A 19,603-nucleotide genomic window follows, 5' to 3' on the forward strand; every position below is an offset into this window, starting at 1 on the left:
GCTGCCTTTTTAATTTAAGATAGTCCCTCTATCCCTCTCCTAGGGCCTGCCCAGTGTCTCCCAGCGACCACCCTTCCACGCCCGCGCGCCTTACAGCAACCGCAACCGTCAAGCTGCCCCGGCTATTCCTGCTGACCGTAGGCGTAGTCTACATACTCGCCGGACTCTTCTTTCGCGACCCCTGGAAAACCGACGATGTTGTCGGGCTGGCAACCATGATGACGGCGTTGACCAACGGCGGCGGCGCCATGTTGCTGCCGCAGATCGGCGTGCTGGCTCACGCGCAGGATGGCCCGCTGACCATGTGGGTGGGGGTATTCAGCATCTGGCTTTTCGGACCGCTGCTGGAGTATTTCACCAACCCCCTGGACGCCGCCATCATTGCGTCGCGCCTGCCCAATTTAATGTGGTTCGGCGTGCTGACTGCCTCGGTCTGGTATGGCAGTTACCTCTTGGGCCGACGACCTGAACCCCAGCCACTGGCCTTGCCTTTCGGCGGCGAGCCCACCGTGCAGGATTACGGCCGAATGATCGCGGATGCGGCACTCCTGCTGATTGTCGCCACCGTTGGCATTCTGTGGCGCATGCACGAAACATCGGAAGTGCCGGCGCTCATCGCCTTCCAGGCTCTGGCTTTCTATGCCGTGGCTCGCATGCTAGATCAGCCTTTGTCCGGGGCCATCGCACTGGGTGTCGCGCTGGGCGCGGCCTTCCTCACCCGGGGATGGATAGGCGCGCTACCCATCATTCTTGCGGTACCGTTCTGCTTCCGGCCGGGCGGCACCTTATGGCCGCAAAGAAAGCACCTGTTCATGACCGCAGGTATTTTTGTCGTCATGGCCTTGCTGTGGTGGATTCCGGCCAAACTGCAAGGCAGTTACTGGACCCATAACTGGTGGCTATGGAATGTGCAGTCATTCACATGGCCGCGCTACGACGTCGTGCTCAGCCTGTTTCGCGATCTGCCGTGGTTCCTGTGGCCCACGTGGCCGTTCGCCATTCTGGCATTGTGGCGCTGGAGATCATGGTTGACCGCAGCTCACATCTGGATACCCCTGATGTTCGTCGTCTGGCCATTGATCGTCATGCTGTTTCTGGCGGATGTCTTTGAACCTGAATACAGTCTTATGGCGGTGCCGTCCGCCGTATTGGCCGCCTTCGCGCTGCCAACCCTGCGCCGCGGAGTGGTTAATTCACTCGACTGGTTTGCCGTCATGTGCTTCTCGCTTTCCACGGCAACCGTATGGTTGGGATGGGTTGCCCTTCAAACAGGATGGCCGCGTCAGATTGCTCACAATATTGCCCGGCAGACCCGCGGCTACGAGGCTGTCATATCCTGGCCCGCGTTACTGATTGCCGCACTGGGCACGCTGGCCTGGATCGCCCTGGTCCGTTGGCGCCTGCACAGCAAGCCGGTTGCGCTGTGGCGCGGCACTGTGTTATCGGCTGGGGGGCTTATCGTCACATGGTTGATGCTCGTTACGCTGTGGATGCCCGTATTGGACTATGTTCGCAGCTACCGCGGCGTCTCGGCACAGTTAGCCTCGGCTCTCGAAACCCACAAAAAACCACAAGAGTGCGTGCGCGCCCTTGGCGTCGGCACTGGCCAGCGAGCTTCGTTCCTGGTGTTCGACGCCATCGATTTCAGCTACGAGTCCGATTGCACGCTCATCCTGCAGCAAACTTCCCCGGATAACGTCGCGCAGGGCAGCGCCGCCTATTCCGGCTCGGACGCCGTTACAGTAGTATGGCAAGGCAAACGCGGCGCAGACCGCCACGAGCTATTTCGACTTCTGCGTATCCAAAAACAATGACCACGCATGCCCCCGAATCCAGGCGCTTCGGGTTCTACATCAAGGAAATCCTGCGCCAGGCCTGGCCGGTGCTCATAAGTTCCTGGGCTGGCATTGCCTTCGGCGTCATCGACACCGCGATGGCGGGACATGTCAGTGCCGCCGACCTTCAAGCCATGGCCTTGGCGGTTTCCATCTACATCACGATATTCGTAGGCCTCATGGGAGTCGTCCACGCGTTGATCCCCATCATCGCCCAGCACTTTGGCGGCCAGCGCTATATTGAAGTCGGGCGCGCATGGGGACAAGGAGTATGGCTGGCGTTTGGCCTGTCTGTAATCGGTGCCGCGACCATGCTGTTCCCCGACGCCTGGCTGGCAATTTCCGGGCATGTGGATCCGGCCGTGCGCAGCAATGTCACCTGGTATCTGCGCGCACTGATACTGGCGCTGCCGGCATCGCTGGTGTTTCGTAGCGTCTACGCCCTGGGCACGGCCGTGTCGCGACCCAAAGTGGTAATGGCCATAAACCTGGCCAGTATCGCGTTCAAGCTCTTCTTCAATTGGATCTTCATGCTCGGCAAGCTGGGGCTGCCAGCATTGGGTGCCGCAGGCGCTGGCTTGTCGACGGCAGTGGTTGCGTGGCTGACCCTTGCTGCGGGCCTGTGGGCCATTTATCATGATCCCTTCTACAAGCGGTTCAAGCCCACGCTGGGCGTGCCGAACTGGACCAGTCAGAAAGAACTGCTGCGCCTAGGCATACCCATGGGCGCCTCATACCTGGTCGAAGTCTGCGCATTCACTTTCATGGCCCTGCTGGTGGCGCGAGAAGGCATGTACGTGACTGGCGGGCATCAAATCATGTCCAATCTGGCGGCCCTGTGCTACATGATGCCGATGGCCGTGGGCATAGCGACAGCTTCCTTGACGGCCCAGGCGATCGGTGCACGCGATATGTCACGGGCACGAAGTACCGGCATGGCCGGCGTGGCCGTGGTTGCGACCGGCGCCTGCCTGACTGCGATACTGCTGATTGCTGGAAAATCGCCGATTCTACGCGCCTACACGGACGACTTGCAGGTGGCCGCCGTCGCCGTGACCCTGATGCAGGTGCTGCCCTGGTTCCATCTATGCGACGCCATGCAGTGCATCGGTTCGTACCTGCTGCGTGCGTACAAAGTCGCCGTGGTTCCATTGCTCCTGCAAATTGTTGCTCTGACCGGCATAGGCCTGATTGGCGGATGGTGGCTGGGGTTCGGGCCCGCCGCAGGCGCGCTGCAACCAGTCGTGGCCTATATCATGCCCAACGCGCCGATCGGCGCCGCCAGCATGTGGATGATGGCGCTGATGGGTCTGGCACTATCGGCAACACTTCTATTTGCCTGGTATGGCCATATCGTCAGGCGGCATGCTCGCGCGATCGGCTAGCGGTCGCCGTACATGTAATCGCGGCGCCATGGATATGACAGGTCAGACGGAGAATCAAGCTCGTCGCGGCGACCATGAGTCCGGGGCTGCGCCAACACCTGATGCAAGCCCAGCCAGCCATGCTCGAAACCCATGGCACAACCCGCCAGATACATCCGATAAGCCCGTAAGGATCGCTCACCTTCGGGTCCAGTCAGAATCTGACGCGCTTCCGGCAGGCGCGCTTCGAGCGCATCGCTCCATGCCCATAATGTTCTGGCGTAATGCGGACGCAGGTTCTCGATATCCACGTCCTCAAGCCCGCCTTCAGTCATTCGCTCGAGTACGCGGCTGATATGCGTCAGTTCACCACCCGGGAATATGTATTTTTCAATGAACTCGCCCATACCGGCGCCAAGTTCGGTGTTGTCGACCCCGCCAGCCGTGATGCCGTGATTGAGCACCAGGCCGCCAGGGCGAACCAGCCGACGCAGTTTTGAGAAATAGCCTTCGAGCAAAGCCCGTCCGACATGCTCGAACATACCTATGGACGCCACCTTGTCGTAGGGCCGGCTTTCATCGAGCTTGCGGTAATCCAGCAATTCCATGCGTACGCGCCCAGCCAATCCCTTTTCCTGGATCAGGCTATTCACATAGGCGTACTGGTTCTTTGACAACGTAATGCCAGTCGCGTCGACACCGTAGTGCTCGGCTGCCCACAATAGCAGCCCTCCCCAGCCGGCGCCCACATCGAGAAATCGTTCACCCGACGTCAACTTGAGCTTGCGGCAAATGTGCTCGAGCTTGGCTTCCTGGGCCTGCGCAATTGTCATATCCGGACGACGGAAATAGGCGCAGGAATACACTCGCCGGGGGTCAAGCCACAAGGAATAGAAATCATCGGAAAGATCGTAATGAAACTGGATCTGACGCGCATCGCGTTCGATCGAGTGACGCCAGACCGAAACCAGGCGGCGTATGAGGTCGGTGAGCCGGCCTATGCGCGCCGCATCGATCGGAGATCCCGGCAAGATCGCAGAGGCCAGACGCATGAGATCGCGCATGGACCCGTCGACGTCAAACTTGCCTTCAACGTAGTCTTCGCCCAGGACCCCGACCTGCCCGGCGACGAGATTGGCCAGGGTCGACCGGTCTTTGATGACAAGGCACACATCGGCGCCTGGAACCCCCAGCATCTGGCCGTCGGGCATGATGATCCGCACGGGCAGAGGAAGGGAGAAAAGCTTATTTTCAACTGCAGACAAGACCGCGCTCAAGGTCGACTCCCATTGAAAACCCAGGAGCGAAAATAGTGCCACAGATTCGGTGAGAAAGAAACGTACATTCGCCCCATGTTAAGATCAAGTGATACTTCAAATGTCGATACATGGCGAATACCACCACTGCACTCACCGTCATTCCACGCTGGCTGATCTTGATGGGGTTGCTGACGGCCCTGGGGCCTCTTGCCATCGACATGTACCTGCCGGCCTTTCCGGCCATCGCACAAGGTTTGAACACCACACCAGGTCATGTGGAGCGCACGCTGGCCAGTTACCTGCTCGGCCTGGCTATGGCGCAATTGTTCTACGGTCCCTTTGCCGACCGCTACGGCCGCAAAAAACCATTAGTCGCCGGTGTCGTCATATTCATTGTGGCCGCCATTGGCTGCGCTTTCACCACAGACATCGAGCATCTTACGGCCTGGCGTATTGCGCAGGCTTTCGGCGGCGCAGCCGGGCTCGTCATACCGCGGGCCGTCATCCGTGATAACTTCAATACGCGCGACGCCTCGAAGGCACTTTCCATACTCATGCTCGTCATGGGCGTGACCCCCATTCTCGCGCCGATACTGGGCGGACAGGTCCTGGCTTACGCCAACTGGCGCTGGATCTTCGGCATCATGGCACTTTGCGGCACCGGCTTATTGGTCGGCGTGCTGGTGACCATGAAAGAGACCCTGCACCCCGATCGTGTCATTCCGCTGGGCGTGGGAATCATAGGCCGCAACTATCTGGCCATGCTGCGCGACAAGAAATTTCTCTGTTATGCATTGGCCGGCGGCTTCGGCTCAGCCGGTATGTTCGCCTACATTGCGGGTTCACCACGCGTATTCATCGAAGTATTTCATGTGGATCCTCAGCACTTCGGATTGCTGTTCGGCATCAATGCGGCAGCGCTTATCATGGCCGCCCAGATCAGCGCGCGGCTGCTGAATCGCCACACACCTGAATTCCTGCTGAGAAAGGCCCAGGTATCGCTGGTCTTCATGACATCTCTGGCACTGATCCTGACGCTCGCTGGCGCCATTACGATAGTGCTGCTCATGGTATGCTTGGCCGGCTTCATGGCCAGCCAGGGGTTCGTCAATCCCAACGCGGCCGCCCTGGCCCTGACCGATCAGGGCAAGCGCCTGGGTGTCGCCTCTGCACTCATGGGTACATTGCAAATGCTTTGCGGCGCCAGTGCCGGCATGGTGGTCAGCGTCTGGCAGACTCCTTCCGCTCTACCGCTTACAGGGACCCTGGCGCTTTGCGCTGCTCTCTCGTGGTTATTCGGCCGCATGGCGATGAAAGCCACTTGATCAAGCCAGCGTTTTCGTATTAGAATGCTAGGCTTTACAGATACACGGTCGTTGTCTTTTACCGCTTTTTAGTTGCGGGGCCGAATCAAGCAAATTATCAAGGGGTATTACCATGGCACGCGTATGCCAAGTTACCGGCAAAGGCCCAATGGTGGGCAACAATGTTTCGCACGCGAACAATAAAACCAAGCGTCGCTTTCTACCTAACCTGCAATCGCGCCGTTTCTGGGTCGAGAGCGAAAACCGCTGGGTTCGTCTGCGTATTTCAGCTCACGCGCTGCGCACCATCGACAAAAACGGAATCGACTCCGTGCTGGCCGATTTGCGTGCCCGTGGCGTGCGTGCTTAAGCCGCTCGCGAACTAACTCAAGGAGCTAAACATGGCAAAAGGTATACGCGAGAAAATCAAACTCGAATCCACCGCCGGCACCGGTCACTTCTACACGACCACCAAGAACAAGCGCACCATGCCCGAGAAAATGTTGATCAAAAAATTTGATCCCGTTGCTCGCAAGCACGTCGATTACAAGGAAATGAAGCTTAAATAAGCTGCTCCAGGTTGCGCACGCGCTGCGCTCGGAACCGGCCTGGCCCGGCCGTATTCTCTGGCAAGCGCTGATTTATCTGGCTCCTTGTGAAAACCCCGCTCCGGCGGGGTTTTTTATTTGCCTCACACCTCGTTCAATACCATGCCTTCCCGCCAAGCATCCTATAATGTGCGGTTGCGCAACCAAAAACAACTACCGGATCTCATGCAGGAACGTTATAACCCTACCGCCGTCGAGAAAGCTTCCCATCAAAACTGGCAAGAACGAGATGCCTATCGCGTCATCGAACACGCCCTGGCGCCCGACGGCACGCCCAAGCCAAAGTTTTATGCATGCTCCATGCTGCCTTATCCCAGCGGGAAATTGCATATGGGGCACGTGCGCAATTACACCATCAACGACATGATGACGCGGCAGCTGCGCATGCGGGGCTATAACGTTTTAATGCCCATGGGTTGGGATGCGTTCGGCATGCCCGCCGAGAACGCCGCCATCAAGTCGCGCGTACCGCCGGCAAAATGGACCTATGACAATATCGCCTATATGAAAAAACAGATGCAGGCGATGGGTCTGGCTATCGACTGGTCGCGCGAGATGTGCGCCTGCGATCCAAAGTACTACAAGTGGAACCAATGGCTGTTCCTGAAAATGCTCGAAAAAGGCATTGCCTACCGCAAGACTCAGGTCGTCAATTGGGACCCCGTCGACCAGACCGTACTAGCGAATGAACAGGTCATCGACGGCCGGGGCTGGCGATCCGGCGCGCCGGTCGAGAAACGCGAAATTCCTGGCTATTATCTGCGGATCACCGACTATGCCGAAGAACTGCTCGAAAACGTGAAGAACGGACTGCCCGGCTGGCCCGAACGGGTCCGCCTGATGCAGGAGAACTGGATAGGCAAGAGTGAAGGCGTGCGCTTTGCCTTTACGCACGATATCAAGGACAACACCGGCGCCCTGATCCAGGATGGCCGCATGCATGTGTTCACGACGCGTGCCGACACCATCATGGGCGTCACCTTCTGCGCAGTCGCCCCTGAACACCCGCTGGCTACCCATGCCGCACAGTCCAACCATGCGCTGGCCGCTTTCATCGAGTCCTGCAAGCAGGGGGGAACCACCGAGGCCGAGCTGGCCACACGCGAGAAAGAAGGCATGCCCGCGGGCCTGGCCGTCACACACCCGATTACTGGGGAATCTGTTCCCGTCTGGGTGGGCAACTATGTCCTCATGACTTACGGCGATGGCGCCGTCATGGGCGTGCCCGCGCACGACGAACGTGACTTTGCATTTGCCAACAAATACGCCCTGCCCATCAAGGACGTCATCGCGGTTGAAGGGAAGGTTTTTTCCACCGGGCAATGGCAGGACTGGTACGGCGACAAGCAACATGGCACCACGGTCAACTCCGGCAAATACAATGGCCTGACGCCGGCAGAGGCAGCCAATGCCGTTGCAGCCGACCTCGCTCAGAATGGCCAGGGCGAAAAGAAAACTACATGGCGCCTGCGCGACTGGGGGGTTTCGCGCCAACGGTACTGGGGCACACCCATACCTATCATTCATTGTCCCGGCTGCGGTCCAGTGCCCGTGCCCGAAAAAGACCTTCCCGTCATCCTTCCCGACGACCTGATTCCAGACGGCAGCGGCAACCCGCTGGTCAAGCACGAAGCTTTCCTGGCATGCCAATGTCCCAAGTGTGGATCGGCCGCGCGGCGCGAAACCGACACAATGGACACGTTTGTCGACTCGTCCTGGTATTTCATGCGCTATACATCGCCGGGAAATGACGAAGCCATGGTTGATGCACGCAATGATTACTGGATGCCCATGGATCAGTATATCGGCGGAATCGAGCATGCAGTCCTGCACTTGCTGTATGCGCGTTTCTGGACGCGTGTCATGCGCGACCTTGGCCTGGTCAAGTTCGACGAGCCTTTCACGCGTCTCCTGTGCCAGGGCATGGTGCTCAATCACATCTATTCGCGCAAGACCGAACAAGGCGCCGTTGAATACTTCTGGCCCGAAGAGGTCGAGAACATATACGATGCCAAAGGCGCCATCACCGGGGCCCGGCGCATCGCAGACGGCACGCCGGTACAGTATGGCGGCATCGGCACGATGTCCAAATCCAAGAACAACGGCGTAGACCCACAGTCCTTGATCGACTCGATGGGCGCCGATACCGCCCGTTTGTTCGTCATGTTCGCCAGTCCGCCGGAGCAAACTCTTGAATGGTCGGATTCCGGCGTCGATGGCGCCCACCGCTTCTTGCGCCGGGTATGGGGTTTCTGCCACAGCCAGCGCGAAGCCATACTGGCGGGAAACACCGGCGCAGACTGGACCGGCGCCACCGAATCGACCAAGACCCTGCGCCGTGAAATCCACAGCTTGTTGAAACTTGCCGACTACGACTACCAGCGCATCCAATACAACACCGTCGTTTCCACGTGCATGAAAATGCTGAATGCGCTCGAGTCGGCAAAGCTGGACGACAACGCCCTTGCCCGCCGCGCAATGGCCGAAACCACGTCCATATTATTGCGCGTGCTGTATCCCGTGGTTCCGCACATCACGTGGAAATTGTGGCAGGAGCTGGGTTTCGACAAGAGCGCCGGCGATTTGCTCGACGCCGCATGGCCCGCCGTGGACGAGATGGCCCTGATTGCCGATGAAACCGAATTCGTCTTGCAAATCAATGGCAAACTGCGTGGTTCACTACGGGTGGCGCACGGTGCAACCAAGGATCAGGTAGAACAAGTGGCACTAGCGCACGAGGCTACCGTGAAATACCTGGAAGGCCGCCTGCCGAAGCGGGTTATTGTCGTACCCGGTAAACTCGTCAATATTGTCGGATAATGTCAGGCATGCATAGCTCCAAGCCCCTGCTCCCACCATTCAATCCAGTTTCGCTACGCCGCCTGGGCGGACTTGTATGCGTAACGCTGTGCCTGGTCCTGGCAGCTTGCGGCTTCAAGATGAAGGGCGTCTCGCCCCTGCCCTTCACCACGATTTACACCAATATCGCTGAAAACTCTGCTTTCGGCGCCAATATTCGACGGGCCATTATCGCCAGTTCGCCCCAGACCCGCTTTGTCAGCGAGCCGGCCGAGGCACAGGCACGGCTCATAGAGCTGGCCAACAACCAGTCCTTGCGTGAACTCTCGCTCGATGCCCAGGGACGTGTCGAAGAATATGAACTGAACCTCGAGTTCATCTTCCAGCTTACCGACGCGAAAGGCCACGTCATACTTCCCCCAACCACCTTGCGTTCCACTCGCGAGCTTCCCTACGACGACAGCGTCGTTCAAGCCAAGCAAGGTGAGATTACCACTGTGTTTCAGCAAATGCAGCAGAGTATGGTCGATCGCGTGGTTCGGCGCCTTGCCTCGCCCGATGTTGCCGAGGCGTTCGAAAACGCCCAGTCCCTGGCCGCCGACGATACCCCCGCTGACGCCACGCCCTTGCCGCCGCCGCAGACATCGCCAGCCCGAACGCCATGGGCGTCGCCACATGTGGACCCTCGCGCAGGCATGCGGTAGGCTCAAATATCATGGGACGCCGCCTGGAATCCGACAGTCTATTGTCTCAACTGCAAAAGATGCCGTCTGCCATTGAAGGTCTGTACATCGTATCTGGCGACGAGCAACTGCTGGTTATCGAAACCATCGACGGCTTGCGGGCCGCGGCGCTGCGGGCCGGCTATGGCGAGCGCGTCAGCCTGATCATGGATGCGCGCAGCGACTGGTCGGCAGTCATTGGTGCGACACAGAACGTTTCCTTGTTCGGCGACCGCCGCCTGGTCGATGTCGCCTTGCCTACCGGCAAGCCCGGACGCATCGGCGGCGAGACCTTGGCAAAGCTTTGTGCAATGGTCGAAAGCGGCGCGCTGGTGGATACATTGGTGCTGGTCAGCCTGCCGCGCCTGGACAAGGCCACGCGCAGCGCAAAATGGGCGATGGGGCTGGCGCAGGCCGGCACCTGGGTCGATATCAACAACGTCGGCCGCGCCGAGCTGCCTCGCTGGATCGGGCAACGCCTGGCGCGCCAGGAACAACAACTGGACACCGCCACCCTTGAATGGATGGCCGATAAGGTCGAAGGCAATCTTCTGGCAGCTTTTCAGGAAGTGCAAAAACTCGCACTGTTGTATCCTGAAGGCAAGATCAGTGCCAGCGACGTCGAGCGCGCGGTCTTGAATGTGGCGCGCTACGATGTCTTCGGTTTGCGCGACTCGATGCTGGCCGGTAATGCCGCCAGGGCAATGACAATGCTGGCGGGCTTGCGTGCGGAAGGCGAGGCGCTGCCGCTGGTGCTCTGGGCGGTGGGCGAAGAGGTCCGCGTGCTGGCGCGTCTTTCGGCCGCACAAGCGGCAGGTCAGGACATGCCAACCGAAATGCGCCGACACCGGATTTTCGGTCCGCGCGAACACCTGGTGCGCAAGACCCTCGACAGAGTCCCTGCGCGCACCTGGCCGGCGGCAGTGCAACACGCGCATGACATCGACCGACTGATCAAAGGCCTGAAGGTACCAGGGCGCCTCGACGATCCCTGGGAAGAACTGGGGCGGCTGGCCATGCGAATTGCCATCAGCAGGCCGTCCCCCACCCGTTAAACCCGCGCGTCGTGCACCACACAATACTCCTGACACTTCTAACACCGTACCGCTGCCATGACTCACAATACGCTTTCCAGCAATGCATTGGATGCCACGCCCTCCGCGGCGCTCGATATGACCCTGCTCGGCAAACAGGCACGAAACGCCGCGCGGGCAATGCGCACGGCGACCGGAAAGGCCAAGGCCGACGCACTGTCTGCAATGGCCAAGCGCCTGCTCGAGCAAAAAGTGCAGTTAATGGCCGAGAATGCTAAAGATATGGCCAAGGCGCGCGCCAACGGACTCGAACCAGCAATGCTCGACCGGCTCGCGCTGTCCGAAAAGACGATAGAAAGCATGGCCAATGGGCTACGACAGATCGCTGAGATGCCCGACCCGGTAGGAGCCTTTAGCGCCTCTACGACCCGACCCAACGGAATGCGTGTTGCCCAGATGCGGGTGCCGCTGGGTGTCATCGGCATCATCTACGAGTCGCGCCCCAACGTCACGATCGATGCAGCGGCGCTTTGCCTGAAATCGGGCAACGCAACCATACTGCGCGGCGGCAGCGAAGCGTTCCACTCCAACGTAGCCCTGGGCCTCGTCATCCAGCAAGGCCTGGCCGACGCCGGGCTGCCCGCCCATGCCGTGCAGGTCGTAGGCACGACAGACCGCGCCGCCGTCGGACAATTGATAACGCTTACCGAATACATTGACGTAATCGTGCCTCGGGGCGGCAAGAGCCTGATAACCCGACTCGCGGCAGACGCCAAGGTTCCTCTTCTCAAGCACCTCGAGGGAAACTGTCATGTATACCTGGACGCGGCCGCCGACCTGGGCAAGGCGCACGACATCGCAGTCAATGCAAAAACCTATCGTTATGGCATCTGCGGCGCCATGGAAACTTTGCTGGTTCACGCCGACATTGCTGCCTCGATACTTCCGCGGCTCGGAAAAACCTTGACCGACAAAGGAGTCGAACTGCGCGGCTGCGAGCAAACACGGCGCCTACTGCCGCAGGCCCTGGTTGCGACGGAGGAAGACTGGAGCACCGAATACCTGGCGCCAATCCTGGCCATACGCATCGTCAACAGCCTGGACGACGCCATGGACCATATCGCCCGTTACAGTTCTGAACATACCGAATCGATCGTCACTGAAAGCTTGCCGGCGGCAACCCGTTTTCAGCGCGAGGTCGACTCCAGTTCCGTCTACGTCAATCTACCCACGTGCTTCGCCGACGGTTTCGAATACGGACTGGGCGCCGAAATCGGTATCTCGACCAACCGAATGCATGCACGCGGACCAGTGGGCCTGGACGGCCTCACCACCATGAAATGGGTGCTGGTCGGCGACGGCCAGTTGCGCGGATGATGGGGCTGGCATGCTTTGGATAAAAACATTACACATCCTCTTTGTCACGTCCTGGTTTGCAGGCCTGTTCTACCTCCCCCGCATCTTCGTGAACCTGGCTCAGACGCACGATGATGCGACGCTTGCGTGCCTGTTGGGCATGGCACGGCGCCTTTACCGTTTCATGGCACCGCTGGCGGTCCTTTCAATCCTGCTTGGCCTATGGCTTTTTCTCGGCTACGGTATTGGTAGCGGCCAGGGGTGGATGCATGCCAAGCTGGCGGCGGTGACCCTGCTGGGGGTCTACCATCTGGCATGCGGACAAATGCTGAAAAAATTCGAAGTGGGCGCTAATACATACAGCCATCGGTTCTACCGCTGGTTCAACGAAATACCGGTTATTTTGCTGCTGATCGTTATTGCCCTGGTAGTAGCAAAACCCTTTTAAGCCTCCTAAGACATGACCGACGCCAAAACCGGCAAGACTCTCACCCTGAAGAAAAAAGCCGTCGACGCGGGCGATACCGCCGAAGGCGAACGCCGCAAACGTGCCGGAGGCCGCGCGCGGCAAGTCGCCCAGCTTGATCGGCAACGCGAACAGAAACGCAGCATCGCTCAAGCGCCCACACCCTCGCCCAGGCCCGACGCCGTATCCGAAAAACCGTCAGCACCACGCAAGCCATCAGCCGGGCGGGCACCCGCCCAGCGCGATCCCGCTGGGCGGCAACCCGCTGGGCGGCACTCCGCTGGGCGCAACCGCTACCCTGGCGAACCGGTTCCGGATCAATCGCCTGAATACTACGCACGACAAGACGCGCCCGCGCCAAAACCGGCTGAGCGGGCGCCTGTCCCGTCGCGCGCAGAAATATTTCCCGTGTTCACACCGTGTCCGCAAGGGTTGGAGGATGCGCTTGTTGCAGAGATGCAGGCACTGGGCTTCGAAGACGCCGTACCCGCGCGCGCCGGATGCCGGTTCCATACGGACTGGACCGGTATCCTGCGAGCCAATCTGTATTCTCGCCTGGCGACGCGTGTACTGGTTGAAGTCGCGTACGGTCCCGTACACCACGAAGACGATATCCTGGAACTTGCATTGGATACGCCATGGGAACGCTGGTTTGGCGCGGAACAAACCTTGCGGGTGGATACGTCCGCCATTCGTAGCCCCATGCAAAGCCTGCAATATTGCAATCTGCGCGTCAAAGACGGCATCTGCGATCGTCTACGCGAGCGCGAGGGCGAACGCCCCAGCATCGACACGGTACGTCCCGATGCACGCGTGCACCTGTTTCTCACTGAAGACAGTGGCACACTGTATCTTGACACGTCCGGCGAATCGCTGTTCAAACGTGGATGGCGTCTGGAAAAAGGCGAGGCGCCCCTGCGCGAGAACCTGGCTGCCGGCATCCTGGCCTTATCCGGATGGGATCCATCCAAGGCGTTGATGGATCCGTTTTGCGGCAGCGGCACGATACTGATCGAAGGCGCATGGATCGCTTTGGGGGTGCCCCCGGGCATCTGGCGCCCATTCGGGTTCGAGCGGCTACGCCATCACGACGCCCGCCACTGGCGCGATCTCAAAGATGAAGCCCGTTCACGCATCGCCCCACGTCTTGAAAGCCCCATCGTGGGGTACGATCTAGACCCACACGCTATCGAGGCCGCAAAGTCCAATCTGGATCGGGCCTGGCTGACAACCGACACCATACGTTTCGAAGTCGGTGATGCACGCACAGTGCCGCCCCCTGCGGACACCGGGTGGCTGGTGACTAATCCACCCTATGGCGAGCGACTGCCCAGCGAGCACGATACGGGTTTGTGGCGCGAGTGGGCACAGAATCTGAAGCAAAACTATAGCAACTGGAATGTCAGCATTATTTCCAGCGACATGGACTTGCCCAAAGCACTACGCCTGAAACCGCTCCGCCGCTATCCTTTGTACAACGGGGCGTTGGACTGCCGTCTGTTCAGCTTCGAGATGGTGGCCGCCGGCTATCGACAGAAATAGGCGGGTCAACCGCACAAAAGCAACAATTGGCTTGTCATGATTGCGGGTTAACCCTATAATAGGGTTAACCCTGAACGAAACGTTCACTCATTAGCAAGAGGTTATCATGAACACCCCAGGCAACGACATCCGTTTAACCGACGAACTCGAACGTCAACTAATGATGCAAGCCATCGAAGAACAGTTCCGCTTCAAGCCCATGGTTGCATTGAAAGGCTTGGTCGCCAAGGTTGCGACACTATTTCCTGCCAGCAAGAAGGCAAGTCCCCAGACTGCTCATACAGCAAGCTGAATACTGGCACACAGGAAGCAATGCAGCGCGACAAGCGCTCGCAATCAAAGCCGCGTCAGCGGCTTTTTTTCATTATGACGCATAAGTGCGTGATAATAGCGCCCATCGCCTGCTTTAGATATCGTAGCCATGCAAACCTCTCCTGCCCCGACAACCCCAACTTCCATCGTGTCAAGTCGCCTGCGGCGCTTCGCCTGCATGATGTACGAGGCTGTGTTGCTGTTCGGTGTCATCTTCCTCGCCAGCTATCTCTTCGATACGCTGACGCAAAGTCGCGATGCCCTGATGCTGCGGCACGGCCGGCAGGCGATCGTGTTTCTAGCCGTGGGCGTGTACTTCATCATGTGCTGGCGCAAGCGCGGCCAGACGCTGCCAATGAAGACATGGAATATCCGTCTGATCGACCGCAATGGACTCAGTCCGACGCTTGGCCGCCTCATCGTCCGATACGTGCTGCTGTGGCCGCTGCCGCTGCTGGCTTCCCTCCTCGTCCTGCTCGCCTCGCGAATGACCGGCTATAGCTCGACGGATCTCCTGATTGTTTTCGCCCCATTCAGCATCTTTGTCTGGACGTGGTTCGATCCCGAGCAACAATTCCTGCATGACCGCCTCCTCGGTACCCGCTTGATCGATGTACAGAAGGCTCGACAGTCGGTATAAACCCTAGGGTGCTAGGGTTTCTAAGTAATGGGGATTGCGCAGTTCCTGCTTGTCGTTCATGCTTGCGATAAAGGAATTTGCGCCTTCCGTATGCCTTAGTTGAACCCAAAGCCAATGAACGACCAATATTCGGTGCTGTACCCGACTTACCACTGGTTTGTCCCATCACAATTCAACATTGCACAGGCGTGCGTACACCGCTGGGCTGAAAACCCACAGGAAGGCCGACGTATCGCCATCTATCACGAAACCGAAGTCGGACAGCGTGAAATCTGGACGTATTCCCGGCTTTCAGAAACCACCAACAAGTTATCCAATGGCCTGGTCAAAATGGGTGTCCAGCCAGGCGCTCGTGTGGCGGTCATCATGGGACAGCGCCCCGAAGCCGTAGCGGCGTACATGGCTGTTTTCAGTGTCGGGGCGATAGCAGTTCCGCTGCAAACGCTCATCGGCGCGGATGGTCTGGCAACACGGCTGCGCGACGCCGATGCGCGCGTCGCCATCGTCGATGCCACGACCGCCCCCGACCTGCTGCAGGCGCAAGCTCAGTGCGCCACACTATCGCAAATCGTCGCACTGGGGTTTGAGCACGAAACCGTCATACCCTGGCGTAGCTTGCTTGCGCGGCAGCCTTCCGAATTCAAAAGCATTGCAACAAAATCCGACACCGCCGCATTGTTGCTCTACACGGCCGGAACAGCAGGCGCCCCGAAAGGCGCGCTTCTGGCCCATGGGTCCCTTATCGGGACCCTGCCTGGCTTTGTCGCGGCACAAAACTGGTATCCGCTGAAAGGCGACGTGTTCTGGAGCCCCACCGAATGGGCCCGCGGCACCGGCCTGATGAATGCCTTGTTGCCGCCTCTCTATTTCGGACAGAGCCTGGTTGGAACACTGGGCGATTTTTCACCGACCCGCTGCCTGGAGGTCATGGAGCGCTACCGCGTGACAAACGCCTTCCTGCTTCCCAAGGCCATCAAACTCATCATGCACCACATACCGGCGCCACGCGACCGATACCAGCTTGCCTTGCGCGCCATCATGGCATCCGGCGAAAGCCTGGATGCCGGAGCATTCGAATGGTGTCGAAAGGCGCTGGGTGTGACGCCCAACGAAGTGTTTGGACAAACCGAAATGAACGCCGTCATCGGCAACAGCCACAAAAAATGGCCCGCCAAGCCGGGCAGCATCGGCAGACCTTATCCCGGACATCAGGTTACCGTCCTGGATTCGCGTGGCGAAAGATGCGCAGTGGGGGCGGTGGGCGAAATCGCGCTCAATCGTTACGATATTCACAAACACCCCGATCCCGCCTTGTTCCTGGGCTATTGGCGCAACGAGACAGCAACGCAAAGCAAATTTTCCGGAGATTGGTGCCTGACCGGTGATCTTGCTTCAATCGATGAGGACGGCTACCTGTGGTATGCCGGGCGCAGCGACGATAGTTTCCGGAGTTCCGGCCACCGAATCGGACCGGGAGAAATCGAAAACTGCCTGTTGGGCCATTCCGCCGTGTCAAGCGCCGCGGTCGTCCCCAAGCCGGACAGCCACCGAGGTGCACTGGTTAAAGCCTATGTGGTGTTGCGCAACTGCGCCAAGGGCCTCGACGCCCAGGTTCTCCAGAAAGAGCTGCAAGAACATGTCAGGACCCGCCTTGCTTCTTATCAGACGCCGCGCGAAATTGAATTCGTCGATACCCTGCCGCTGACCAATACCGGTAACATACGGCGTCATATTTTGCGGGCGCGCGAGCAGCAACGCAGCGCGACCGTTGCCGCAGCCCGCAAGTAGACGGGTATACATCCGCGTGGCGGCACGTTTGGCTTATGGGCTAAAATTTCGTCCATGACTGATCAATTTAAAAAGTATCTCTTACCTGACCACAGCACCCGGGTCCAGGCCGTAAAACTCACATCTGCCTGGCAAGCCGGCCTGGTGCACCAGCACTATCCTGACTGCGTACGGCGCCTGCTCGGCGAATTGGTGTCCGCCGCAGTGTTGCTGGCCACGAACATAAAGTTCGATGGATCGCTGGTGCTGCAATTGCAGGGCGACGGCCCCATTGCGCTGGTGGTCGTAGAATGCACTGCGGACTTGTCCATACGCGCCACGGTGACGCTGCGCGAAGGCCATGAAATACCGGCGGACGGGACACTGCAGTCGCTGCTGAATGCACAAGGCAAGGGCCGTTTCGTTGTAGTGCTTGACCCGAATCGTGACACCACCGATCTGGAGCCCTATCAGGGTATCGTCCCTTTGGAGGGCGTATCGGTTGCACAGGTGCTCGAACTCTATATGCGCAATTCCGAACAGCTCGACACCCGTATCTGGCTGGCATCCGACGCGCAGAATTCGGCCGGCTTGTTGCTGCAGCGTTTGCCCAACCACGGTGGTGTGGCCGGAAACGACCAGGAAGCGGCTGATGAAGCGCGCGAGGAAACCTGGACACGTATCTGCCACCTCGCCGGCACTGTAAAGTACGATGAGCTGCTGGCGCTCGACACTGACACCCTGATCCATCGTCTGTTCTGGGAAGAGGATCTTATCGTCTTCGAACCTCAAGAGGTCCGATGGCACTGTCCCTGCACGCGCGAACGCGTCGCCAACATGCTGCGCATGCTGGGTCGCGCAGAAATTGAGGACATACTCACCGAACGCGAGGTGATTGACATTTCCTGCAGCTTCTGCGGCAAGCCATATCAGTTCGACGCCGTGGATTGTGCCGGGCTGTTCGTCGAAAACCTGGATACCTCTCACGGCGAGCACAAGTCGGTCCACTGAAGGGGCGCGCCGGTAGATGTGCCGTTCTTAAGCACTATCCACAATCGACTGGTCTTTCGGCCGGCGCCATACTGCCCCGATGCGCCCGAACCATGCCCCACTTCGAACAGATCCACGCGGTACTTCGCGCCCGTGGCGCTACTTCGCCCGGGCGCCAGAACGCCAGGCTGGTACCAGCCTCATCGAATTCTTCGTCGCGGCCATACCTATCCTGCTGATCGGCATGGGCAGCATAGAAATTTCACAATGGTTCTTCAAGCGCCAGGCCCTCAGCCTTGCCCTGCTCGAGGCCGGTCGCGCAGCCATCACGGCACATGCCAGTCCCCGGATTATTGAATCGGCATTCGAAAAAGCATTGCTGCCCCTGTTCAGCACCGGGGCCCCGTCTACCGAATCCGGGTCTGGCGCGACCCGGTCTAGCGCGACCCGGTCTAGCGCGACCCGGTCCGGTGCGACGCGATCACAATATGATGCCGTTCAACGATTGGAGCAGGCCCTGGCAGAACGCCGACTGCTGACCGGGGCTGCGCCCTGGCGTATCGAGATTCTCTCGCCAACGCGCCTGGCCTTTCTCGATTTTTCCGATCCCGCGCTGCCCATTGCGCAGGAAACAGGGTTGCATGCCATCAACAACAACTATCTGGCCGAACAGTCGCAACACGCCATGGCACAGGGTTGGGCGGCTGCCCGTGGCCCCGAATCGGGCCAGGACATCCTGCAAGCCAATACGCTGGTATTGCGACTGACCTATTTGCATGAACCCATCCTGCCTGGCATCAAGGGGCTGATGCGGCTCCTGGGTTCGCAAGGCGGCTCATATGGCCAGAACGCCATGGCTCGCGGGGGCTACCTTCCAATCGTGCAAGATATGGCCCTGGTCATGCAATCTCATCCGGTCGACTGGCCATCGCTCAGCAATGGCAAGGTCGTCAAACATCAGATGGCGCCGTCAGGATTGCCGACCGCCATGGAAGATTGCCGGGGTTTATGGTGCATGGACGTGCCTTCGATTGCCGCAACCCGCGCAATAGCGCAGCCCTCTGCGGAAAGCGCGCTGCCTCGGTGGCCTTCGGTCGAAAATTCGCAGCCAGCCGACACGGCAGCCACGGGTGTCTTGCCAGGCAATGCCGCAGATGCTCCGGTGCCTGCCACCACTGTTTCCGGCCCGGCCGTAGCGGCCGATGATCCGGCTTGCGGAGTCATCTTGTGTTGTGCGGTTTAGTTTCCAGGTTTCACAGGAATCCGGGGTGTTCTGATCTCCGGCTCGTTCTCATGCGGCGCAAGTATCTGCACGAATACCTCGCCCTCCTTGATCATGCCCAGTTCAGCCCGCGCGCGTTCCTCGATGGCCGCTTTACCCGATTTGAGATCCTGCACTTCCGCCTGCAGTGCATTATTGCGGGCAACCAGCGCTTCATTGGTCTCTTGCTGGCTCGTTGCCTTTCGTTCAAGTTCCTGCACGCGCAGCCACCCGCCCTTCCCCCACCAGAGCGGGTATTGGGTAATAGCGGTCAACAAGACCAGAACGATAAGTAGCAGTCGCATGCTCTACACAGGAAACAGCCCGGCCGCAGCCCGGCTGTC

General features: G+C 59.2%; 18 protein-coding genes. 16 read left to right on the forward strand and 2 right to left on the reverse strand.

The annotated features are described in order from the left end of the window. The first annotated feature begins 53 nt into the window (after positions 1-53). Positions 54-1,814, forward strand: coding sequence for a glycosyltransferase family protein (locus CR155_RS10040; protein WP_102069908.1), 1,761 nt, complete (start codon positions 54-56; stop codon positions 1,812-1,814). Next, complete coding sequence (locus CR155_RS10045; RefSeq protein ID WP_102069909.1) at positions 1,811-3,220, forward strand: MATE family efflux transporter; 1,410 nt, start codon at positions 1,811-1,813, stop codon at positions 3,218-3,220. Before CR155_RS10040 ends, CR155_RS10045 begins: the two co-directional genes overlap by 4 nt. Here the strand turns inward: CR155_RS10045 and CR155_RS10050 are convergent. Further along, positions 3,217-4,410 (reverse strand): class I SAM-dependent methyltransferase, encoded by a 1,194-nt coding sequence (locus CR155_RS10050; RefSeq protein WP_439650437.1) that lies wholly within the window; start codon positions 4,408-4,410, stop codon positions 3,217-3,219. The two genes, CR155_RS10045 and CR155_RS10050, sit on opposite strands and share 4 nt — an antisense overlap. 176 nt (positions 4,411-4,586) lie before the next feature. On the opposite strand from CR155_RS10050, the gene CR155_RS10055 reads away from it, so the two are divergent. The 14 genes from CR155_RS10055 to CR155_RS10120 all read left to right on the forward strand — a co-directional run bounded on the left by CR155_RS10055 (position 4,587) and on the right by CR155_RS10120 (position 19,241). Next, positions 4,587-5,783 (forward strand): Bcr/CflA family multidrug efflux MFS transporter, encoded by a 1,197-nt coding sequence (locus CR155_RS10055; RefSeq protein ID WP_233214121.1) that lies wholly within the window; start codon positions 4,587-4,589, stop codon positions 5,781-5,783. Positions 5,784-5,895: 112 nt separating this feature from the next. Next, positions 5,896-6,132, forward strand: coding sequence for a 50S ribosomal protein L28 (rpmB, locus tag CR155_RS10060; protein WP_073108873.1), 237 nt, complete (start codon positions 5,896-5,898; stop codon positions 6,130-6,132). 31 nt (positions 6,133-6,163) lie between these two features. Next, positions 6,164-6,331 (forward strand): 50S ribosomal protein L33, encoded by a 168-nt coding sequence (gene rpmG, locus CR155_RS10065; RefSeq protein WP_102069911.1) that lies wholly within the window; start codon positions 6,164-6,166, stop codon positions 6,329-6,331. A gap of 204 nt (positions 6,332-6,535) precedes the next feature. After that, complete coding sequence (leuS, locus tag CR155_RS10070) at positions 6,536-9,190, forward strand: leucine--tRNA ligase (RefSeq protein WP_102069912.1); 2,655 nt, start codon at positions 6,536-6,538, stop codon at positions 9,188-9,190. An 8-nt stretch (positions 9,191-9,198) separates the two neighbouring features. Next, positions 9,199-9,873 carry an LPS-assembly lipoprotein LptE gene (locus CR155_RS10075; RefSeq protein ID WP_102070150.1) on the forward strand — a complete coding sequence of 225 codons (675 nt, stop codon included), beginning with the start codon at positions 9,199-9,201 and terminating at the stop codon, positions 9,871-9,873. A gap of 11 nt (positions 9,874-9,884) precedes the next feature. Then, positions 9,885-10,946, forward strand: coding sequence for a DNA polymerase III subunit delta (holA, locus tag CR155_RS10080; RefSeq protein WP_102069913.1), 1,062 nt, complete (start codon positions 9,885-9,887; stop codon positions 10,944-10,946). Between the two features lie 57 nt (positions 10,947-11,003). Further along, entirely contained in the window at positions 11,004-12,302 is a 1,299-nt protein-coding gene (locus CR155_RS10085; RefSeq protein WP_439650432.1) for a glutamate-5-semialdehyde dehydrogenase, read from the forward strand. A gap of 10 nt (positions 12,303-12,312) precedes the next feature. Beyond that, on the forward strand, positions 12,313-12,729 hold the full coding sequence (locus tag CR155_RS10090) for a CopD family protein (RefSeq protein ID WP_102069914.1): 417 nt from the start codon (positions 12,313-12,315) through the stop codon (positions 12,727-12,729). A 12-nt stretch (positions 12,730-12,741) separates the two neighbouring features. After that, the gene (locus CR155_RS10095) at positions 12,742-14,289 is read left to right on the forward strand and encodes a THUMP domain-containing protein (RefSeq protein ID WP_102069915.1); all 1,548 of its coding nucleotides are present in this window, start codon (positions 12,742-12,744) and stop codon (positions 14,287-14,289) included. 106 nt (positions 14,290-14,395) lie between these two features. Then, complete coding sequence (locus CR155_RS10100) at positions 14,396-14,581, forward strand: hypothetical protein (RefSeq protein ID WP_102069916.1); 186 nt, start codon at positions 14,396-14,398, stop codon at positions 14,579-14,581. 129 nt (positions 14,582-14,710) lie between these two features. Next, positions 14,711-15,241, forward strand: coding sequence for an RDD family protein (locus CR155_RS10105; RefSeq protein ID WP_102069917.1), 531 nt, complete (start codon positions 14,711-14,713; stop codon positions 15,239-15,241). A 114-nt stretch (positions 15,242-15,355) separates the two neighbouring features. Then, positions 15,356-17,029, forward strand: a complete 1,674-nt coding sequence (locus tag CR155_RS10110) for an acetate--CoA ligase (RefSeq protein ID WP_102069918.1) — start codon at positions 15,356-15,358, stop codon at positions 17,027-17,029. Positions 17,030-17,083: 54 nt separating this feature from the next. Beyond that, positions 17,084-18,019, forward strand: a complete 936-nt coding sequence (gene hslO / locus CR155_RS10115) for an Hsp33 family molecular chaperone HslO (RefSeq protein ID WP_102069919.1) — start codon at positions 17,084-17,086, stop codon at positions 18,017-18,019. A 79-nt stretch (positions 18,020-18,098) separates the two neighbouring features. After that, positions 18,099-19,241: a TadE/TadG family type IV pilus assembly protein gene (locus CR155_RS10120; RefSeq protein WP_102069920.1), complete on the forward strand. Its 1,143-nt coding sequence runs from the start codon at positions 18,099-18,101 to the stop codon at positions 19,239-19,241. On the opposite strand, the gene ftsB is transcribed toward CR155_RS10120, so the two are convergent. Beyond that, positions 19,238-19,564: a cell division protein FtsB gene (ftsB, locus tag CR155_RS10125; RefSeq protein WP_102069921.1), complete on the reverse strand. Its 327-nt coding sequence runs from the start codon at positions 19,562-19,564 to the stop codon at positions 19,238-19,240. The genes CR155_RS10120 and ftsB overlap by 4 nt on opposite strands. Between the last annotated feature and the right edge of the window lie 39 nt (positions 19,565-19,603).

Origin of the sequence: Pollutimonas nitritireducens (genome assembly GCF_002849615.1) — a bacterium.
Taxonomy (GTDB): domain Bacteria; phylum Pseudomonadota; class Gammaproteobacteria; order Burkholderiales; family Burkholderiaceae_B; genus Pollutimonas; species Pollutimonas nitritireducens.